This window comes from Microbacterium marinilacus (genome assembly GCF_019753765.1).
GTDB classification, from domain to species: domain Bacteria; phylum Actinomycetota; class Actinomycetes; order Actinomycetales; family Microbacteriaceae; genus Microbacterium; species Microbacterium marinilacus.
In genome coordinates this window covers 221,376-239,779 of the sequence record NZ_JAIJZW010000004.1, presented here as the reverse complement: position 1 = coordinate 239,779, position 18,404 = coordinate 221,376, and the positions used below count along the sequence as shown (strand labels likewise).

The 18,404-nt window shown below is 70.8% G+C and carries 18 protein-coding genes and 1 tRNA gene; 9 read left to right on the top strand and 10 right to left on the bottom strand.

Translation table 11 applies throughout. The features are described from left to right. Window positions 1-172: 172 nt before the first annotated feature. The 3 genes from K5S26_RS08900 to K5S26_RS08890 all read right to left on the bottom strand — a co-directional run bounded on the left by K5S26_RS08900 (window position 173) and on the right by K5S26_RS08890 (window position 2,515). On the bottom strand, window positions 173-898 hold the full coding sequence (locus K5S26_RS08900; protein WP_221857619.1) for a MerR family transcriptional regulator: 726 nt from the start codon (window positions 896-898) through the stop codon (window positions 173-175). Window positions 899-911: 13 nt separating this feature from the next. Further along, window positions 912-1,610 (bottom strand): CPBP family intramembrane glutamic endopeptidase, encoded by a 699-nt coding sequence (locus K5S26_RS08895; protein ID WP_221857618.1) that lies wholly within the window; start codon window positions 1,608-1,610, stop codon window positions 912-914. 92 nt (window positions 1,611-1,702) lie between these two features. After that, window positions 1,703-2,515, bottom strand: a complete 813-nt coding sequence (locus K5S26_RS08890; protein WP_221857617.1) for an MOSC domain-containing protein — start codon at window positions 2,513-2,515, stop codon at window positions 1,703-1,705. A gap of 129 nt (window positions 2,516-2,644) precedes the next feature. Between K5S26_RS08890 and aceE the strand changes: the two genes are divergently transcribed. The 6 genes from aceE (at window position 2,645) to K5S26_RS08860 (ending at window position 10,379) form a co-directional block, all read left to right on the top strand. Beyond that, window positions 2,645-5,371, top strand: coding sequence for a pyruvate dehydrogenase (acetyl-transferring), homodimeric type (gene aceE, locus K5S26_RS08885; RefSeq protein WP_221857616.1), 2,727 nt, complete (start codon window positions 2,645-2,647; stop codon window positions 5,369-5,371). A 95-nt stretch (window positions 5,372-5,466) separates the two neighbouring features. Further along, entirely contained in the window at window positions 5,467-6,678 is a 1,212-nt protein-coding gene (locus K5S26_RS08880) for a PucR family transcriptional regulator (protein ID WP_221857759.1), read from the top strand. A gap of 103 nt (window positions 6,679-6,781) precedes the next feature. After that, window positions 6,782-7,693 carry an ACP S-malonyltransferase gene (locus K5S26_RS08875; protein WP_221857615.1) on the top strand — a complete coding sequence of 304 codons (912 nt, stop codon included), beginning with the start codon at window positions 6,782-6,784 and terminating at the stop codon, window positions 7,691-7,693. A 32-nt stretch (window positions 7,694-7,725) separates the two neighbouring features. Then, window positions 7,726-8,727, top strand: a complete 1,002-nt coding sequence (locus tag K5S26_RS08870) for a beta-ketoacyl-ACP synthase III (protein WP_221857614.1) — start codon at window positions 7,726-7,728, stop codon at window positions 8,725-8,727. Window positions 8,728-8,819: 92 nt separating this feature from the next. Beyond that, entirely contained in the window at window positions 8,820-9,065 is a 246-nt protein-coding gene (locus K5S26_RS08865; protein WP_188754660.1) for an acyl carrier protein, read from the top strand. Between the two features lie 72 nt (window positions 9,066-9,137). Further along, the gene (locus K5S26_RS08860) at window positions 9,138-10,379 is read left to right on the top strand and encodes a beta-ketoacyl-[acyl-carrier-protein] synthase family protein (protein ID WP_221857613.1); all 1,242 of its coding nucleotides are present in this window, start codon (window positions 9,138-9,140) and stop codon (window positions 10,377-10,379) included. A 183-nt stretch (window positions 10,380-10,562) separates the two neighbouring features. On the opposite strand, the gene K5S26_RS08855 is transcribed toward K5S26_RS08860, so the two are convergent. Beyond that, complete coding sequence (locus K5S26_RS08855; protein WP_221857612.1) at window positions 10,563-11,066, bottom strand: DUF3145 domain-containing protein; 504 nt, start codon at window positions 11,064-11,066, stop codon at window positions 10,563-10,565. A 207-nt stretch (window positions 11,067-11,273) separates the two neighbouring features. Here K5S26_RS08855 and K5S26_RS08850 point away from each other — a divergent pair, with 207 nt between their 5' ends. Beyond that, on the top strand, window positions 11,274-12,425 hold the full coding sequence (locus K5S26_RS08850) for a DUF2207 family protein (RefSeq protein ID WP_221857611.1): 1,152 nt from the start codon (window positions 11,274-11,276) through the stop codon (window positions 12,423-12,425). A gap of 27 nt (window positions 12,426-12,452) precedes the next feature. Here the strand turns inward: K5S26_RS08850 and K5S26_RS08845 are convergent, their stop codons facing one another. The 3 genes from K5S26_RS08845 to K5S26_RS08835 form a co-directional block, all read right to left on the bottom strand. Beyond that, window positions 12,453-13,727, bottom strand: coding sequence for a glycosyltransferase family 4 protein (locus K5S26_RS08845; protein ID WP_221857610.1), 1,275 nt, complete (start codon window positions 13,725-13,727; stop codon window positions 12,453-12,455). An 88-nt stretch (window positions 13,728-13,815) separates the two neighbouring features. Beyond that, window positions 13,816-13,893 (bottom strand) — tRNA-Ile (locus K5S26_RS08840). Between the two features lie 15 nt (window positions 13,894-13,908). Next, window positions 13,909-15,048 carry a DMT family transporter gene (locus K5S26_RS08835; RefSeq protein WP_221857609.1) on the bottom strand — a complete coding sequence of 380 codons (1,140 nt, stop codon included), beginning with the start codon at window positions 15,046-15,048 and terminating at the stop codon, window positions 13,909-13,911. 41 nt (window positions 15,049-15,089) lie between these two features. Between K5S26_RS08835 and def the strand changes: the two genes are divergently transcribed. Beyond that, window positions 15,090-15,656 (top strand): peptide deformylase, encoded by a 567-nt coding sequence (gene def / locus K5S26_RS08830; protein ID WP_221857608.1) that lies wholly within the window; start codon window positions 15,090-15,092, stop codon window positions 15,654-15,656. Between the two features lie 94 nt (window positions 15,657-15,750). Beyond that, window positions 15,751-16,281, top strand: a complete 531-nt coding sequence (locus K5S26_RS08825; protein WP_221857607.1) for a septum formation family protein — start codon at window positions 15,751-15,753, stop codon at window positions 16,279-16,281. A 19-nt stretch (window positions 16,282-16,300) separates the two neighbouring features. Here the strand turns inward: K5S26_RS08825 and K5S26_RS08820 are convergent, their stop codons facing one another. From K5S26_RS08820 to K5S26_RS08810, 3 genes are all read right to left on the bottom strand, one after another. After that, window positions 16,301-16,762 (bottom strand): GNAT family N-acetyltransferase, encoded by a 462-nt coding sequence (locus K5S26_RS08820; protein ID WP_246603786.1) that lies wholly within the window; start codon window positions 16,760-16,762, stop codon window positions 16,301-16,303. Further along, window positions 16,759-17,490, bottom strand: coding sequence for a hypothetical protein (locus tag K5S26_RS08815; RefSeq protein ID WP_221857606.1), 732 nt, complete (start codon window positions 17,488-17,490; stop codon window positions 16,759-16,761). Before K5S26_RS08815 ends, K5S26_RS08820 begins: the two co-directional genes overlap by 4 nt. 395 nt (window positions 17,491-17,885) lie before the next feature. Further along, a complete protein-coding gene (locus K5S26_RS08810) occupies window positions 17,886-18,179 on the bottom strand; it encodes a DUF7882 family protein (RefSeq protein ID WP_221857605.1) in 294 nt (97 codons plus the stop codon). Window positions 18,180-18,404: the final 225 nt, after the last annotated feature.

Here is an 18,404-nt window from a genome sequence, read left to right as displayed (position 1 = left end):
GAGGACCTGCTGATACTCCGCTCCGGGTGGGGTCGGACGCGCGGCGAACGAGCTCTTCGTCGAGGAGCTCGTGGACGGTCCCGCACCGAGCGTGTTGTGCGTCATGTCTCCTCTTCCCTCGTGGGGGTCGATGTGGTCGGGTCGATGTGGTCGGGTCGATCGACAGGGATCGCTAGCGCTCTTGTCGCTCCCGGATGATGATCTGGTGGGCTTTCGCCAGGGCCCTGAGCTGCGCCTCGTTGTACAGCTCCCCCACGGCGGCGACGATCACGTCGGCGGTTCTCCGCGCGCCGAGCGCAGACGATTCGGTGATGTCGACCATCCGAGGGAAGCGGGCCTGCTGCTGCCGGATCGTGACGGCGAGGTGCTCCGCCACCGCGTCGATCGCCTCGCCGTCGGCGTCCTCGGGGAGCAGATCGAACGCGTCTGCCTCTTCTCCCTGCTCGGCCATGAGCTGCCTCAGGTCGTCCAGAGCGTCGCTCTGCAGGACGTGCGAATAGACGGTGAGAAGGGATCGGTCGCGCTCCGAGAGCGCTCCGGCGACCGGTTCGAAGGGCGACGGGGTGGTGAGAGGAGCACGGTTGGCCCCGAGCACGGCGAGCTCCGCACGCACGCGCTGGAGACGGCTGATGGTCTGTGAGAGCTCCTCGTCGATGACGCGTATGGCGTCTTGGAGGTCGTGACCGGTGTCGTCGATCGCGGCGATCTCGCTCAGAGGAATGCCGAGATCCTTCAATCGGGCGATGTGGAGCAGGCGGACGAGGTGCGAGGTCGTGTACTGCTTGTACCCGTTGGCTGCCCGCTCGGGCATCTCGAGGAGCCCGATCTCGTGGTAGTGGCGGACGGCCTTGACAGTCGTCCCCGCCAGTTCCGCCAGCTGTCTGGTGCTCCAGGCCACTGTGCCGCTCCTCTCAGCTCGCGATCCCGTGATAGACCAACCCCGCCGAGTTGTACACGATGTGCACGATCATCGCGGGCCAGATGGATCCTGACGCGCGCAAGAGGACGCCGGTCGCGACGCCGACCACGAACGCGACGGGCATCACTGCGTTGACGCCGTGGGCGACGGCGAAGATCGCCGCGCTCGAGAGGACTCCCACCCAGGGGCCCCACCGGAAGAGGAAGTTGGCGATGAGACCCCGGAACAGCAGCTCCTCACCGATCGGAGTCAGGACTCCCCCGAGGAAGACCGTGACGGCGAGCGACAGCAGACTCAGCTGGGTCGCGTCCCGGTAGGCCTGCTGGACGGAGTCCGAGCCGGGGAACAGCGGATCGAGAAGCCACGACACGGGCCAGCTGAGGAAGAAGCACGCGACACCGGCCCCCACGCCCGCGAGCACCCAGACGGCGCGGACCCGGTGGAATCCGAACGGCCCGAGACGGCGGATCCGTACGGCCATCGCGGCGAAGAAGCCCCCGGCAGGAGCGACCGCCGACTCGATGAACGCGACGTGTCCGGCCGAGAGGGGGCCGTCTTCGGGGACGAGGTAGCCGACGATCCCGCCCAGCAGGTACAGGGTGATGGCCACCACGACGCCGACGATCACCTCCGGCCACCCGGGGCGAGCGGCGGGCGACGCGGCGCGCGGTGCGCTGTCTGCGATGTCCATGCGACGAGCCTCACCCGTGCCCCAGGGGCAGGGTCAAGACCGGTTCGCCGCGACCATAGGCACCTGCTCCGTGACCGCGACCCCCACAGGCGTCACGGCGCGGGTCGGACCTCGTCTCCCACCCGGATCTCGCCGCCTCCGCCCACCGGCAGCAGCAGGATCCCCAGGGTGGGCTGATCCTGCCCGACCTCCTTCGTGAGCGTCTTCAGGAGGGGCGCGTCCCGCTCCCCCGTGTCGGGGTTCGCGTGCACCGCCAGGCAGCGCCCGATCGGCTGCTGCACCTCGAACAGCACGTCCCCGACGGCGACGCGTCCCGTCCATCCGAGCTCGGCCCACGGCGCCAGGCCCTCGACGACGATGTTCGACCGGAACCGACGGTCGTCGACCGGGGCGTCGCTGATCCCGTCGAGCACGGCGACCGATGCCTTTCCGTGCAGGGAGACGAAGCCGCGCGGCCGGTCCTGGAAGCGCGACGTCCCGCCGTCTCCGACGAGGGCGAGCGGCAGGCGTCCCTCGGCGCGCAGCCGCCGTGCGTCCGCCGTGCCCTGCACGTACTCCGTGACGGCCTCGACCAGGCGCCGGCGACCGTCCGGGTCGAGCCCCTCGTCTGCGATCGGCGCCGGAGCGTCGACGGGGCCGGTCAGCGCGATCCGAACACGTCGCGCGCCGTCGTCGTACGTCAGCCGCAGACGAGCGAGCGAGGGGAAGTCCATCAGCGCGAGCCCCCGGCTCTTCGGCCAGTAGTCGAGGCCGTCGCGGTCCTCCGGCTCGGCGGCGTCCGCGAAGCGGAAGGCGAGCACCCGGTCCCCCGCGACGCGGCCGTCGTCCTGCACGGTGAGCACATCGCGGCTCTCAGGCGTGAAGCCCTTCACGGGATAGCGGAACAGGGAGCTCACGAACGGCACTCGTCCATCCTGCCCTGCCTCAGGGGGTTAGGCTGATGGGCGATCACGCGTGTGCACGTCCATTCGACGTGCCCGCGCGCAGGCACGTTCGCGCGGCATGATCTGCCGAGCTCGACGAAAGGTCTTCCGGTGGCTGTTCACGACCAGGATCCGTACTCCCAGGGGCCGCTCGACAGCGACCCCGAAGAGACCAGCGAGTGGCAGCAGTCGCTGGACGAGCTCGTCGGCGCGAAGGGGCACCAGCGCGGTCGCGAGATCATGCTGAGCCTGCTCAAGCGCTCGAAGGATCTGCACCTGGGCGTGCCGATGGTCCCCACGACCGACTACGTCAACACCATCGCGCCCGAGGACGAGCCGGACTTCCCGGGCGACGAGGAGCTGGAGCGCCGCTACCGCTCCTGGATCCGCTGGAACGCCGCCCTGACCGTGCACCGCGCGCAGCGCCCCGGCATCGGCGTCGGCGGCCACATCTCCACGTATGCCTCGTCGGCCTCCCTGTACGAGGTCGGCTTCAACCACTTCTTCCGCGGTCAGGACCACCCCTCCGGCGGCGACCAGGTCTTCATCCAGGGGCACGCCTCCCCCGGCCCGTACGCGCGCGCCTTCCTCGAGGGGCGTCTCTCCGAGGCCCAGCTCGACGGCTTCCGCCAGGAGAAGTCGGCCGGCGAGAACGGCATCCCGTCGTACCCGCACCCCCGCCTCATGCCGGAGTTCTGGCAGTTCCCGACCGTGTCGATGGGCCTCGGCCCGATCAACGCCGTCTACCAGGCGATGGCGAACAAGTACCTCGCCAACCGCGGCATCAAGGACACCTCCGACAGCCACGTCTGGGCCTTCCTCGGCGACGGCGAGATGGACGAGGTCGAGAGCCGCGGACAGCTGCAGGTCGCCGCCAACGAGGGCCTCGACAACCTCACCTTCGTCATCAACGCGAACCTGCAGCGCCTCGACGGCCCCGTGCGCGGCAACGGCAAGATCGTGCAGGAGCTCGAGAGCTTCTTCCGCGGCGCCGGCTGGAACGTCATCAAGGTCGTCTGGGGCCGCGAGTGGGACGACCTGCTCGCCCGCGACGTCGACGGCGCGCTGCTCAACCTCATGAACACCACCCCCGACGGCGACTTCCAGACCTACAAGGCCGAGTCGGGCGCGTACGTGCGGGAGAACTTCTTCGGTCGCGACCCGCGCGCCCTCGAGCTCGTCAAGGACTACTCGGACGACCAGATCTGGGGCCTGCGCCGCGGCGGCCACGACTACCGCAAGGTGTTCGCCGCCTTCAAGGCCGCGCAGGAGCACAAGGGCCAGCCGACCGTCATCATCGCGAAGACGGTCAAGGGCTACGGCCTCGGGCCCCACTTCGAGGGCCGCAACGCGACCCACCAGATGAAGAAGATGACGCTGGACGACCTCAAGCTGTTCCGCGACACGATGCACATCCCCGTCACCGACAAGCAGCTCGAGGACGACCCGTACCGCCCGCCCTACTACCACCCGGGCGAGAACGACGAGACGATCCAGTACATGCTCGAGCGCCGCCGCGCGCTCGGCGGCTTCCTGCCGGAGCGACGCTCGAAGTACACCCAGATCCCTCTGCCGGAGAAGAAGGACTACGCGCTTCTGAAGAAGGGATCCGGCACCCAGGAGGTCGCGACCACGATGACGTTCGTGCGTCTCGTGAAGGACCTGCTGCGCGTGAAGGGCTTCGGCGAGCGGATCGTCCCGGTGATCCCGGACGAGGCGCGCACCTTCGGCATGGACTCGTACTTCCCGACGGCGAAGATCTACAACCCCAACGGCCAGAACTACACGTCGGTCGACCGCGAGCTGCTCCTGGCCTACAAGGAGAGCCCGCAGGGCCAGATCATCCACGTCGGCATCAACGAGGCCGGCGCCCTCGCGGCGTTCACCGCGACCGGCACGGCGTACTCCACGCACGGCGAGCCGCTCATCCCGATCTACATCTTCTACTCGATGTTCGGCTTCCAGCGCACGGGCGACGCGCAGTGGGCTGCGGGCGACCAGATGGCGCGCGGCTTCATCATCGGTGCGACCGCCGGCCGCACCACGCTGACCGGTGAGGGTCTGCAGCACGCCGACGGCCACTCGCACCTGCTGGCCTCGACCAACCCGGCGACCGTGTCCTACGACCCGGCCTACGGGTACGAGATCGCGCACATCGTCGAGTCGGGCATCGACCGGATGTACGGCGGGAAGCACGACGACCCCAACGTGATGTACTACGTCACCGTCTACAACGAGCCGATGGTCATGCCCGCCGAGCCCGAGGACGTGGACGTCGACGGGATCGTCCGCGGCATCCACCGCGTCTCGCAGGGCACGGGCGACGGGCCGCGTGCCCAGCTGCTCGCCTCCGGCGTCGGCGTGCCGTGGGCGCTCGAGGCGCAGCAGCTGCTCAAGGACGACTGGGGCGTCGCCGCCGACGTGTGGTCGGTCACCAGCTGGACGGAGCTTCGTCGCGACGGTCTCGCCGCCGACGAGCACAACTTCCTCCACCCGGAGGCCGAGCCGCGCACGGCGTACCTGACCGAGAAGCTCAAGGGCGCCGAGGGACCCGTCATCGCCGTCAGCGACTTCATGCACGCGGTGCAGGACCAGATCCGCCCGTGGGTCCCGAACCGCTACCTGACGCTGGGCGCGGACGGCTTCGGCTTCTCGGACACGCGCGCCGCTGCCCGCCGCTTCTTCAAGATCGACGGACCCTCGATGGCGGTGCGTGCGCTGCAGGGCCTCGCGGACGAGGGCAAGGTGGACCGCTCGGTCATCGCGCAGGCGATCGAGAAGTACCGCCTCCACGACGTCAATGCCGGCTCGTCCGGCAACGCCGGCGGGGAGAGCTGAGCTCCCGCGTGACGCAGGAGAGCTCGGCGTCGGGGGGCACGACGCCGGCAGCCTCGGATCAGGACGACTCGAGGCTGCTCAGCAACGCCGGCACGGTGGACCGTGCCGCGACGCTGGCGTGGCTCCGACGCATCTCCGGCGACCTGGCCACGGCCACCACGACGCGCCTCGAGCAGTCGCTGTCGTGGTACTCGGACATGCCGCCTGCGCGACGATCGGCCGTCGGCCTCGTCGCGCAGGCGGGCATCACGTCGTTCATCCAGTGGTACGACGACCCCACGTCCACCCCCTGGATCGCGGCCGACATCTTCGCCGCGGCTCCGCGCGAGCTGCTGCGCAGCGTGAGCCTTCAGCAGACGCTCCAGCTCATCCGGATCACGGTGGAGGTCGTCGAGGAGCGCGTCGCCTCGAAGAGCGAGGACCTGCGCGAGGCGATCCTGCTCTATTCGCGTGAGGTGGCCTTCACCGCGGCGGACGTCTACGCGCGCGCGGCGGAGTCCCGCGGCCTGTGGGACGCACGCCTCGAGGCGCTCGTCGTCGACTCGATCCTCACGGGCGAGGCCGACGAGGAGCTGCCGAGCCGCATCGCCGCCCTCGGCTGGCACGGACACGGCGAGGTGTGCGTGCTGGTGGGCACCGCGCCCGCGCAGTTCGACGTCGATCAGGTGCGTCGCACCTCCCGCAAGCTCGGGGTGGACGTGCTCGTCGGCGTGCAGGGCTCACGCCTCGTGGTCGTCATCGGCCGCGCGCAGCCCGCCGACGCCGACGAGCCGGACCCGGACTGCCTGCCCTTCGTCGAGATCGCGCGTCAGCTCGAGCCGGCCTTCGGAGACGGCTACCTCGTGCTCGGCCCGACGGTTCCGGCGCTGGTCGACGCCAGCCAGAGCGCCCGGGCGGCGCTCGCAGGCTTCGCCGTCGCGCGCGGCTGGCGTCACGCCCCGCGGCCCGTGGAGGCCGACGATCTGCTGCCCGAGCGTGCGCTCGCCGGCGACCCGGTCGCGAAGCAGACGCTCGTCGAGCGCATCTATCGCCCCCTGGCGGCCCACTCCACCGACCTCGTGACCACGCTGTGGAGCTATCTGGACAACGGGCGGTCCCTCGAGGCGACCGCACGCGAGCTCTTCGTGCATCCGAACACCGTGCGCTACCGGCTCAAGCGCGTCAGCGATGTGATCGGCTGGGACGCGACCGGGCCACGCGAGGCGCTCATCCTGCAGACCGCGCTGATCCTCGGCTCGATCGGGTCGACGGACGTCGCGCGACGCCGTGCCGCGGTGCGGCGTCCCCGCGACGGCGGCGCCCGCTGAGTGCCGTCATCGCCCTGACGACTGTCCGCCACGCACAATCGTTCGGCGTTTTCTTGTGATGGCATCGCCAGCGCGGGGGCGCGAACGTTGGCAGACTGGTCGGGTGATCGTCGTCGTCTGCCCTGGACAGGGCTCGCAGACCCCCGGCTTCCTCTCCCCCTGGCTCGAGCTGGACGGGGCACGGGAGCGTCTCTCGGCCTTCTCCGACGCCGCCGGCGTGGACCTCGTCGCCCATGGCACGGAGTCGGACGCCGACACCATCCGCGACACGCGTGTGGCCCAGCCGCTCATCGTCGCGGCGAGCCTGCTCGCGTGGGAGCAGCTGACCTCTGCCGGTGCGCGGCCCGAGGGCGTCGCCGGGCACTCCGTCGGTGAGATCGCCGCACTCGTCGCGGCCGGCGTGATCGACGCCGAAGCGGGGCTTCGCCTCGTCGGCGTGCGCGGCCGTGCCATGGCGGACGCCGCGGCGCTGGTGGAGACGGGGATGAGCGCGGTGGTCGGAGGCGACGAAGGCCAGGTGCTGCAGGCGATCGCCGACAACGGCCTCACCCCGGCCAACTACAACGGCGGCGGCCAGATCGTCGCCGCCGGCGAGCTGCCGGGGCTCGCGGCCCTCGCCGAGCAGGCGCCGCGCGGCACGCGCGTCGTGCCCCTGCAGGTGGCCGGAGCGTTCCACACGCGATTCATGGCACCGGCCCAGGACGCGCTGCGCACCGCCGTCGAGGGAATCGACTCGGTCGACGATCCGTCGCTCACGCTGTGGAGCAACAGCGACGGCTCCGCCGTCGACGACGGTCGGCGCGCGCTCGACCTGATCGTGCACCAGGTCGCGTCGCCCGTGCGCTGGGACCTCTGCATGGCGTCGTTCGCCGACCGGGACATCACCGGTCTCATCGAGCTCGCCCCGGCCGGCGCTCTCACCGGTCTCGCCAAGCGCGGCCTGCGCGGCGTGCCGAGCGTCGCCGTGAAGACCCCGGACGACCTCGCCGCGGCTCGCGAGCTGCTGGCCTCCTGACACCCGAGCTCGAGAAGAACGGAACGACAACGATGACCGTCACGCTCAAGGAGGCCGTCGGGGCCCCGCACTCCCGGATCTACGCGTACGGCGCCGCCCGCGGCGAGATCGCCGTGCCGAACGACGACCTCGTCGGCCCGATCGACTCCAGCGACGAGTGGATCCGCCAGCGCACCGGCATCGTCACGCGCACGCGCGCGGTGAAGGACACCAGCGCCATCGACCTCGCGACCGCGGCGGGCCTGGAGGCCATCCAGAGCGCCGGCATCGACGCCTCTGAGGTCGACCTGGTCGTCGTCGCGACCATCAGCAATCCCAAGCAGACGCCCTCGGTGTCGGCGATCGTCGCCGACCGGGTGGGCGCCAACCCCGCCGCCGCGTACGACGTCAACGCCGCGTGCGCCGGCTACTGCTACAGCATCGCGCAGGCCGACGCGCTCATCCGGGCGGGTGCTGCCCGCTACGCGCTCGTGATCGGCACCGAGAAGCTCAGCGACATCGTCGACCCCACCGATCGCAGCATCTCCTTCCTGCTCGGCGACGGTGCCGGCGCGGCGCTGCTGGGCCCGAGCGAGACGCCCGGCGTCTCGGCGTCCATCTGGGGCTCCGACGGCTCGAAGGCGGACGCCGTGGGCATGAACCACACGCTCACCGACTTCCGGGACGGCGTCGCCGAGTGGCCCACGCTGCGCCAGGAGGGTCCGACGGTCTTCCGATGGGCCGTCTGGGAGATGGCGAAGGTCGCGAAGCAGGCGCTCGAGGCCGCCGGTGTGACCGCGGACGACCTGGCCGCGTTCATCCCGCACCAGGCCAACATGCGCATCGTGGACGAGTTCGCCAAGCAGCTCGGTCTTCCGGAGACCGTCAAGGTGGCGCGCGACATCGAGACGACCGGCAACACGTCGGCGGCGTCCATCCCCCTCGCCACCCACCGGCTGCTGCAGGAGAACCCCGAGCTCAGCGGCGGGCTGGCGCTGCAGATCGGCTTCGGCGCCGGTCTCGTCTTCGCCGCGCAGGTCGTCGTCCTCCCGTGACGGCGCACGTCGCGACCCTAGACTGAACCACGGTTCCGTCGTCCTCGACATCCTTCCGACCCGAAACACATCCTGAGAAAGAGGAGAGCCCCATGGCATTCACCACTGACGAGGTCCTGGCCGGTCTGGCCGAGCTGATCACCGACGAGACCGGCATCGCCGCGGAGGAGGTCGCGCTGGAGAAGTCGTTCACCGACGACCTCGACATCGACTCGATCTCGATGATGACGATCGTCGTCAACGCCGAGGAGAAGTTCGGCGTCACGATCCCCGACGACGAGGTCAAGAACCTCAAGACGGTGAAGGACGCCGTCGACTTCATCACGTCGAACCAGTGACATCGGCGGTGCCGCACCCGCCTTGGACAGGGTGCGGCACCGTTTTCCATCAGGGAGCACGAGGAACCGAAAATGAGCAAGTCCATCGTCGTGACCGGGATCGGCGCCACCTCGGCGCTCGGCGGCACCGCCCCCGAGACCTGGCAGAACCTGCTGGCCGGCGTCTCCGGCACGCGTCGTCTCGAGCACGACTGGGTGGCCAAGTACGAGCTGCCCGTGACGTTCGCCGCGGAGGCCGTCGTGCGCCCGGAGGAGGTGCTGCCCCGGCCCCAGGCGAAGCGTCTGGACCCTGCCTCGCAGTTCGGGCTGATCGCGGCGATGGAGGCGTGGGCCGACGCGGGTGAGCCCGAGGTCGAGCCCGAGCGGCTCGGCATCGACTTCGCCACCGGCATCGGCGGCGTGTGGACGCTGCTGGACGCATGGGACACCCTGCGCGAGAAGGGACCGCGGCGGGTCATGCCGATGACGGTCCCGATGCTGATGCCCAACGCCGCCGCCGGCAACCTCTCGCTGCACTTCGGCGCCCGCGCGTTCGCCCGCACGGTCGCGTCCGCATGCGCCTCGAGCGTCGAGTCGATCGCGAGCGCGTACGAGCACCTGCAGCTCGGTCTCGCGGACGTCGTGATCGCCGGCGGTACCGAGTCGGCGATCCACCCGATCACCGTCGCGTCGTTCGCCTCCATGCAGGCGCTCTCGCGTCGCAACGACTCGCCCGAGACGGCGTCGCGACCGTTCTCGGTCGACCGCGACGGATTCGTCATGGGCGAGGGCGCCGCAGCGCTCGTGCTGGAGACGGAGGAGCACGCGCTGGCGCGCGGCGCCCGGATCTACGCACGTCTCGTGGGCACCGCGGTGACCGCTGACGCGCACCACATCACCGCGAACGACCCGACGGGCGCCGGCGCGTCGCGCGCCGTCCGCCAGGCACTCGAGCAGGCCGGCCGCACCCCGGACGAGGTCACCCACATCAACGCGCACGCCACGTCGACCCCGGTGGGCGACCCCGCCGAGTACGCGGCCCTGCTGTCGGTGTTCGGCGACCGCGTGCACGACATCCCGGTGTCCGCCACGAAGGCGTCGACGGGTCACCTGCTCGGCGGCACCGGCGCGATCGAGTCGGTGTTCACGATCCTCGCTCTGCGTGACCGCGTCGCCCCGCCGACCATCAACCTCGTGGACCAGGACCCGGCGATCCCGCTCAAGGCCTCCACCGAGCCCCAGAAGCTCGACGCCGAGCCGCAGCTGGCGATCTGCAACTCGTTCGGCTTTGGCGGTCACAACGCCGTCGCCGCTTTCGCGTCCTACGACGCGTGAGCCGTCGCTGACGCGTCGCGCCGCACACGCCAGAAGGGCCCCTGGTTCTCCAGGGGCCCTTCTGTCTTTCTCGTGACCGGAGTGACGTCTTCCCACCCGCCGGGATCCTTCACCGAAGGTCGGTACCGACGCCGCTCCGTGGTCTGTGTGCCGGCCGTCAGCCGACGCCCAGCCGGAGGCGGCTCATCCGACCTTGTGGAGCCAGACGACGGGCGCGTCGTCGCTCGCGTGACGGAACGGCTCGAGCTCGTCGTCCCAGGCCGAGCCGAGCGCGATGTCGAGCTCGCGCTGCAGCTCGATCGGGTCGCCCGCCGCGACCTCCATCGCGTAGCGGATGCGATCCTCGGGCACGACGACGTTTCCGGCGGTGTCCATCTGGGCGTAGTGGATGCCGAGATCGGGCGTGTGCATCCAGCGTCCGCCGTCACTGCGCGGGGTCGGGTCCTCCGTCACCTCGAACCGCAGGTGCTCCCACCCGCGGATCCCGGTCGCCAGAGCAGCGCCCGTACCGGCCGGGCCCTCCCAGTAGAACTCGGCGCGTCGCGACCCGGCCAGCACAGGCTGATCGGCCCACTCGAAGTTCACGGCACGGCCGAGCGAGCGGCCGACCGCCCACTCGAGGTGGGGGCACAACGCGCGTGGCGCTGAGTGGATGTAGACCACTCCGCGCGCGATAGGTGTCGCCATGATCTCTCCGTTTCGTCAGGTGCGTCTTCCCCTACGACCTGACCGGCGGACCCGGCTGACGTGTATTCGGTTCTCCCAGCATTATGACCGCAGAGCCGCGGAATCACAAGCGTGTCATTCGGACGCCGAGTCGCCGGACGGCGCCGCTTCGGGCACGCCGACCGCCTACGCCGCGCCCGCCGTGCGGCGTCGGGTAGCGTGACGAGAGTGCTGGATGCCGACACGCTGATCGGGTTCCTTCTGATCGGAGCCGTGCTCGTGCTCGTGGCGTTCGTCGTCATCGGGATCACAACCCCGTTCGCCCGTCGTCTGCCTCGGTCGCCGATCGTGCAGTACGTGCCGCCGGAGGGCGACCTGTTCGCCCACGGGCTGCTGGTGCGCGCCGACCGTCGCCTGCTGGCCGCGGCGGTGACGTCTCTGGCCATCCGTGGCGCGATCCGCGTGCTCGCGCCTCGCGGCTCGCGCGGACCCGTGGCGGTCGAGATCCTCGCCGGCGCGCCGCTTTCCGCCGACGAGCACGCGCTCCTCAGGGCACTGCGCCCGGAGAGGATGCGTCCGCGCCAGGAGCGCCGCTACGCCCGGGCGCTCGCCGAGCTCGGCGTCCACGCGGCGCCGGACGATGCGCCCGACGTCTTCTTCATCCGTGGTCGCGGCGCGTTCCGGGCTCACCGTCGCCGCGAGCTGCGCACGTTCTTCGACGCGTTGCGGGAACGCGTGAAGGCGGAAGGACTCGCCCACAAGCGCACGGTCTCCGTCCACCTCGTGCTGCTCTCGCTGCTCTTCCTCGCCGCCGCGGTCGCCGGGGTGCTGCTCGGCCTCGGCGCGATCCTCAACGGCGAGTGGATGGGCGCCGTGGTCGTGCTCTTCGACGTGGCCGTGCTGTTCTGGGTGCTCACGCTGGCTCCTCCTCCCCTGCTGTGGTTCACCGCGCTCGGTCAGGAGCACCGCCGCCACCTGTCGGGCCTGCGCGACTACATCCGTCTCGCGGAGCAGGACCGACTGAGGCTGCTGCAGTCGCCCGAGGGCGCGCTCCGCACCCCGGCCGGCGCCCTGACACCGGGCGGCCAGGCGCTCGGCCTCTCCGCGATGCCGACCGCGGGCGACCCGGTGGCGCAGTCGGGGCTCGACCGGTACGTCCTGAACGAGAGGCTGCTGCCGTACGCGATCCTGTTCCGTCAGGAGCGCAGGTGGGAGCGGGAGCTGGAGAGCCTCGGCGGCCCGGACGTCTCGCAGAACGTGCGCGTGCTCGGCTCGACCCTCGAGGGGGTGATGGCGGTCGTGCAGGTGATCGTCATCATCGTCCAGGTGCTGCGCATCGTCGGCGTGGTGCTGTCCCTCTTCGGCCGGTCGAGCGACTAGCGATCCGGTCGCCGCGCCGGCGTCGCGCTACGGCACGTTGACCCGCGGCGCCGGAGCGGCGGCGAGCGTCACGCCGCGGGAGCGGTCGTACGCCTGCTCCACGAGGCCGGCATGCCGTGCCGGCGCGAAGACATGCGCCGCACGACGCGCGCGCTCGGACGCCCGCACCACCTGCTCCGGATCCCGCGCCAGGCGCACCAGGGTCTCCGCCATGCCCGCCACGTCGGGAGACGTCGCTCGGATGCCGCCCTCGGCGAGGCCCTCCTGAAGCGCGGGATCGACGTAGAGGACGCTGCGCGAGGCGTTGAAGGCCTCCACGACGACGACCGGCTGATTGTCGAAGCCGAAGGACGTCAGCGCGACGAGGTGGGCGCGACGCATCCGGTCCCTCACCTCGTCGCGCGTGAGGCGCCCGCGCACGTGGATCGCGGCCTCGAGACCCGCCGCGGCGATCTCCGCCTCGATCGCGCCCCGTTCGGGACCGTCGCCGATCACCTCCACGTCCAGAGCGCCCGAGCCCAGCTCGCGCACCGCGGCGATGGCGGCCGAGACGAACTCCCGCACGCGCTTCTCGGGCATCAGACGCCCGACCCAGACCACCCGCAGCGGGCCGTCGACGCCGCTCAGAGGAGCCTCGGGCGCGGTGGCACGCGGGATCGCGTTCTCGATCACCACGACGTCCTCGAGACCGGCGTCGCGCAGCCGCTGCGCCTGGTGCGCGGACGGCGAGATCACCACGTCGGCGCGCTCGGCGGTCGACAGCGTCATCCCCCGCAGCACGGAGTCGGTCCGCGACTCCGCGAGCCGCCGGCGCGACGCGGAGTGCCCGCGCAGCCACCGGGCCGACGCGCGCAGGGCCGGAGCGGCGAGCCCGGCTGCCACGGGCCCCATCTGCGTCTGCCAGAAGAACGTGTGGATCGTGTGGACGACGGGGATGCCCAGCTCGCGCGCGACGTCCGTGGCCGCAGCGGTCACGCCGAACTCGGAATGGAGATGCACGACCTCGATGTCGCGGGCCTCCAGCACCGCCCGCAGCCTGCGGCGCGTGGAACGGGCATTCCGCACCACAGGAAGGTCGACGACGGGCAGCGTCACCGAAGCGGGCATCTCGAATCGATCGAGCCGGGGAGCTTTGGCGGCCGTGGCCGGCCGTGTCGCACGCCGACGGCGTCGCCGGCCCGGCGCGATGACCGTGACCTCGTGGCCGCGGTCGGCCAGGATCGCCGCCTGATCGAGGAAGGCCGACTGCGCGCCGCCGAGGTAGTCGAGCGAGTAGTCGCACACGAGCGCGATGCGGGTCATCGCGTGCCTCCCCCGGGCTCGGCGCGCAGCGGTCCGACCGGGCCGCCCGCGCACGGAGGGGTCGCGCTCATCCGGCGGCTCTCCTCCCTGGTGGGGCGGGTGGGACTCGAACCCACGCATCGTCGGGTTATGAGCCCGCTGCCTTGACCATCTTGGCCACCGCCCCGTGTCATCTTCGAGCCTATCGGGTGGCGTTCGGCGGCTCGTCCGGCGGCGGCAGCCGGCGCGTCAGCAGGTCGTCGGGGTCGCGCATGGCACGCAGCCGATCGAGGGCGCTCGCGTCGCCGCGCGGCTGCTCTCCCGTGTCCCGGGCGGCACGGTCGACGCCCTCGTCCCGGCCGCGCGCGATCCCGAGCTCCTGGCTCTCGCTCAGCACCTGTGGGTGGTTCCGCGCGAGCATGACGACGCCCCATGTCGCCAGCGCGCCGGCGATGACGAACAAGACGAGTGCCCAGAGCGGCGCGTTCGCGGCCTCGCCCAGCACGATCGCCCCGATGAGGACGGCGACGATCGGGTCGATCACCGTCAGGCCGGCGATGACGAGGTCGGGCGGACCTGACGAGTAGGCCGTCTGCACGAAGTACCCGCCGGCCGCCGCGGCCGCCACGAGGGCGATCAGGCAGACGATCGTGATCCACTCGAAGTTCTGCGCCTGGATGCGCTTGATCACGACCTTCGCGAGCGTCGCGACGAAGCCGTAGAGCACTCCGGCGGCGGTGATGTAGAACAGGGCGCTCATCCGGTGACGCAGCAGCAGCCAGGCCGTGCCGAGCAGGATGATGACGACCAGCAGGATCGCCAGCACGGTCAGCAGCTCGACGTCGCCGAGGGGGCGCTCCGTCGCGTGGAGGGCCGCCACCAGGACGAACAGGAAGATGCCGCCCACGCACAGCCCGATCGAGGTCAGCGACTTCCGAGTCGGCGGATGCCCCGACACCTGCGCGTTGAGCAGCGTCGTGATCACGAGGGAGACGGCACCGAGGGGCTGCACGACGATCAGCGGCGCGACCGCCAGCGCGCTCAGCTGGCACACGATGGCCACGCCGAGGAGCACCGTGCCGATCACCCACGACGGTCGCGTCAGCAGCCGCAGCAGGTGCGAGACGCCGAGTCCGGTCTCCCCCGTCTCGCCGGAGATCCGCTCGACCTTCCGCACGCCCTGGCTCTGGTACTGGGCCCCGAGCGACATGAACACCGCGCCCGCGATCGCGAGCGGGATGCCGAGCAGCAGACCGGGGTTCTGGAAGATGCCGACGAGTTGTTCGCCGACGTCGTCGACGCCGGTGCCGAACCCGACGAACGCAGCAGCACCCCAGTACACCCTCCGAGGGTAACCGGCCGGCCCGCGACTACGCTGGAGGCATGGCCGTTCTCCCGATCAGAATCATGGGCGACCCCGTCCTGCACGCACCTGCCGGCATGGTCGAGGAGGTGACCGACGAGGTCCGCTCGCTGGTCGCGGACATGTTCGAGACGATGGACGCCGCACCGGGCGTCGGCCTCGCCGCCCCACAGGTGGGCGTTCCGCTGCGGATCTACACCTACTCGTACGAGGACGACGACGGGGAGCCGTGGCGCGGCGTGATCCTGAACCCCGAGCTGTGGATGACCCCTCTGGTGCCCGGCGAGCCCGACGAGGACGAGGAGTCGGAGGGCTGCCTCTCCTTCCCGGGCGAGAGGTTCGCGCTTCGCCGTTCGGAGCGGGTGGTGGTGACCGGCACCGACCTCAGCGGCTCCTCGGTGCGCATCGAGGTCGACGGCTGGCGCGCGCGGATCATGCAGCACGAGTTCGACCACCTGGACGGCGTCCTCTACGTCGACCGACTGATCGGGTCCGACGCCAAGTTCGTGCAGAAGATCGCCCGGAAGCGCGGGTGGGGCCGCCCCGGCGCGAGCTGGATGCCCGGCGTCGACGACCTCGAGGGCTGAACCAGCGGCGTACCGGGTCGCACCCGGGGGCGCGCGACCACTACTGTGATTCGCGGTGGGCGCCGCGGCGGCGTCCGCGTGTGAAAGGAACCCCATGGTGCGCACCAGCCCCGCCCGTCTCGTGACCCTGACGGCCCTCCTCGCTCTGACTGTGACGCTCGGCGGCTGCAGCACGATCAGCCAGTTCGTCTCGGGCGGCTCCGCTCCCGAGCGCGACGAGGAGACCAACCAGGTCACCGAGGCCTCCGACGTGGACGTCTTCCAGCTCGAGGTCGGCGACTGCCTGCAGCTCGACGACGCCACCGAGCTCTCCGCTGCGGCGGTGGTCCCCTGCGACGAGCCGCACACCGACGAGATCTACGACGAGTTCGAGATGCCCGACGGCGACTGGCCCGGCAGCGAGGCCGTGCAGACGGCGGCCAGCGAGGGCTGCTACACCGAGTTCGAGCCGTTCGTCGGACTCGCCTACGAGGAGTCCGTTCTCGACTACAGCGCGTTCACACCCCTGGAGGAGGGGTGGAACGACCCCACCCTGCAGGACCGCATGGTGCAGTGCGTGATCTACGAGCCCTCCGCCGAGGGCGTCGTCGAGGTCAGCGGCTCCCTGGCAGGCTCCGCGCGCTGATCGAGACCGGTGGGCGTCCTCATCCCCGAAGGGTCATGAAGACGTCCACCGCGTCCTCGGCGTCGACGACGAAGCCCCGGCGCTCGTAGAGACGCCGCGCAGCGCTGCCCTGCAGCACGTTCAGCCGGGTGGGCTTGGAGCTCGGCTCTTCGAGGATCTCGGACAGCACCCGGCCGCCCACTCCCCTGTTCTGCGCTGCCGGCATGATGTAGAAGTGCTCGACCCAGCGCGCGTCGGGGGCATCCCGGACCGCCACGCAGCCCACCTCCTCGCCGTCGACGACGACGATGCGCGTCGCGGCGGGCGAGAACCCGTCACGCAGACGCTGCCGCACGCGCACCGGGTCGTATCGGCCGAGACGTTCGAGGTCTTCCCGCAGCACCTCGGCACGGAGCTCGACCAGCCATTCGAGGTCTTCCTCGCGGCTCGGTCGCAGCACGACGCTCACCTGTGACAGCGCCTCCGAGAAGGAGGCGCTCAACCACGGGCTCCCGCGAGCTCGTCGACGAACATCTGCGTCGCGCGCGGCACGTAGTCGGTGTTGGTGGAGGGGTCCCAGCCGACCAGGGCGAGCACCTCGTCCCCCACCCGCACCGTCGACCCGATGAGGGTGAAGGACGAGCCGGCAACGTCTCCGCTCACCTTCCACCCCAGGGAGTCGTCCGCACCGGTCAGGGCGAGGTCGTACGGCTCGACGGTCGTCGTCACCGGCTCGCCCTGCATCGTGAACAGCTCCTCGCCGTCCGCGCAGCGCGTCAGGGCGTCCTCCGACTGAGCCAGCAGCTCGTCGGCCGCGGCGGCGCCCGCCGCGCTCACGACGACGGCCGTCATCGACCGATCGGTGCTCGTGCCGAACTCGGCGGTGCCGCCATCGCCGGCGGCGGACTCCCACTCCGCACCGAACGGCGCGAGGCACGAGCGATCGGACACGGCGAGGCCGGGGTAGATCGAGTCGAGCAGCTCAGCGGTCGTGTCGTACTCGTCGGGCCCGAACATGATCGTCTCGAAGACCGTGGCCAGCTGGGCGTCTGTCAGCGGCTCCGACACGGGCTCGGAGGGCGTCGAGGACGAGGACGGCGCAGGCGCCGAGGCCGAGGCGGCCGGCGAGGTCGTCTCTGCCGCACCGTCGGGCTCGTCCGCGGCGGAGCAGCCGGCCAGCAGCAATGCGGCGCTCGCCGCCACCGCCATCGTCGTCAGGGTCCTCTTCATCGTCGTGCGCCTCCTGGGTATGCGGGTCGTGCTCACCACCGTACCCAGGCTCCTCCCCGGCGAAGGACGACGGCCATGGGGCAATCCTGCCCACACGCGCACCGACCCGGGCGTCACGACGAGAAGGCGCTACGGCGCTAGCTCCGTCGTCCACCTGCAGTGCGTGCAACGACATAGCCAATGCTCCGGCGCGTCATCGCCGGCCTTCCATCCCATCCCGACGGCGACGACCTGGCCGCCGCATTCCGGACACGGTTCCCCTTGTGCGTAAGCACTCAACACGTCCCCCAACGTGGTCATGAGCAGTTCTCCCCTTCACACTACGGTGTGCGCGTGGGGTGCTGCCCGACCGCGGCCGGGCACGGCTCCCCATGCCCGCGACCCGGCGGCGGGCGCTAGCCGCTCTGCTGCGCCGTGAAGGTCATGCCCCCGAAGGCGGCCTCCTCGGCGAGCTTCGTCAGCCACGACGGGTCGAGCTCCGGCCGCTCCGGCTCGTCGAAGATGAAGCGCAGCGGCACGGCAGGGTTCACCCAGATGGTGTTCCGGCCGTGCCCCTTCTCGTCCGCCCAGGACACCGCGAAGCTCTCGTTGCGCCGGAGCTTCGTCAGCATCACGGCCTTCAGGTGGCTCAGCGCCCTGTCGTCGACCGTGATCGGTGTCTCTTTGCCGTCGTAGTAGAAGCTCCCCATGAGACGAACATAGGCGCTGCCGGCTGGGCAACCGCCCTCGTACCGCCACCGCGCGGGAATCCGCCCCTCCGGGGAGCGAGGTAACGCTCTGACCCGGAGGGGCGGAGATGATGTCGCCGGTACCCGAAACCGGCTTCGAGGCCTCCCCTCACCCCAGAAGTGGATGCCTCGCCAGACAGCATGCCGGATGCCGCATGTCTCGCGCCAAAGAGCGGCACAGGGTTG

Bases quoted from the DNA above. Each gene is read 5' to 3' on its own strand.
- K5S26_RS08895 (WP_221857618.1), bottom strand. From the start codon at position 1,610: ATGGACATCGCAGACAGCGCACCGCGCGCCGCGTCGCCCGCCGCTCGC.
- K5S26_RS08870 (WP_221857614.1), top strand. From the start codon at position 7,726: ATGACCGTCACGCTCAAGGAGGCCGTCGGGGCCCCGCACTCCCGGATC.
- K5S26_RS08865 (WP_188754660.1), top strand. From the start codon at position 8,820: ATGGCATTCACCACTGACGAGGTCCTGGCCGGTCTGGCCGAGCTGATC.
- K5S26_RS08860 (WP_221857613.1), top strand. From the start codon at position 9,138: ATGAGCAAGTCCATCGTCGTGACCGGGATCGGCGCCACCTCGGCGCTC.
- K5S26_RS08855 (WP_221857612.1), bottom strand. From the start codon at position 11,066: ATGGCGACACCTATCGCGCGCGGAGTGGTCTACATCCACTCAGCGCCA.
- K5S26_RS08845 (WP_221857610.1), bottom strand. From the start codon at position 13,727: ATGACCCGCATCGCGCTCGTGTGCGACTACTCGCTCGACTACCTCGGC.
- def (WP_221857608.1), top strand. From the start codon at position 15,090: ATGGCCGTTCTCCCGATCAGAATCATGGGCGACCCCGTCCTGCACGCA.
- K5S26_RS08825 (WP_221857607.1), top strand. From the start codon at position 15,751: ATGGTGCGCACCAGCCCCGCCCGTCTCGTGACCCTGACGGCCCTCCTC.
- K5S26_RS08815 (WP_221857606.1), bottom strand. From the start codon at position 17,490: ATGAAGAGGACCCTGACGACGATGGCGGTGGCGGCGAGCGCCGCATTG.
- K5S26_RS08810 (WP_221857605.1), bottom strand. From the start codon at position 18,179: ATGGGGAGCTTCTACTACGACGGCAAAGAGACACCGATCACGGTCGAC.